This window comes from Herbaspirillum sp. GCM10030257, assembly GCF_042666555.1.
Taxonomy (GTDB): domain Bacteria; phylum Pseudomonadota; class Gammaproteobacteria; order Burkholderiales; family Burkholderiaceae_D; genus Noviherbaspirillum.
Map to the genome: position 1 here is coordinate 1 of NZ_JBHTDH010000131.1, position 694 is coordinate 694.

General features: G+C 59.8%; 1 protein-coding gene. It reads left to right on the forward strand.

The annotated features are described in order from the left end of the window. Positions 1–694: branched-chain amino acid ABC transporter substrate-binding protein (locus ACFQUU_RS29405; protein WP_382252191.1), on the forward strand; the 694-nt coding region annotated here is incomplete at both ends.

Genomic DNA, 694 nt, shown 5'->3' on the forward strand with positions numbered 1-694 from the left:
ACGGCTGCAGCACAGAAGCTGGTCGATGCCAAGGTCAACGGCGTGATCGGTCACCTGAACTCCGGCACCACCATCCCGGCATCGAAGATCTATTACGAAGCAGGCATCCCGCAGATCTCCCCGTCCGCGACCAATCCGAAGTACACGCAGCAAGGCTTCAAGTCGGCCTTCCGCGTCGTGGCTAACGATGGCCAGCTCGGCGGCACACTCGGCCGTTATGCAGCAGACCAGCTCAAGGCCAAGAAAGTCGCCGTGATCGACGACCGTACCGCATACGGCCAGGGCGTTGCAGAAGAATTCGTCAAGGGCGCCAAGGGCAAGGGCGCACAAGTCGTGGCACAGCAGTACACCAACGACAAGGCAACCGACTTCAATGCGATTCTGACTTCCATCAAGGCCAAGAACCCGGACGTCGTCTTCTTCGGTGGCATGGACGCGGTTGCAGGTCCGATGCTGCGCCAGATGAAGGCACTGGGCATCAACGCCAAGTTCATGGGCGGCGACGGCATCTGCTCCGAAGCACTGGCAAACCTGGCGGGCGACGCGCTTGGCGACAATCAGGTTGTCTGCGCGGAAGCAGGCGGTGTGGAAGAAGCGCAGAAGAAGGGCATGGAAGACTTCCGTGCTGCCTTCAAGAAGAAGTTCAATGCCGACGTCCAGATCTACGCTCCGTACGTCTATGACTCCGTCATGG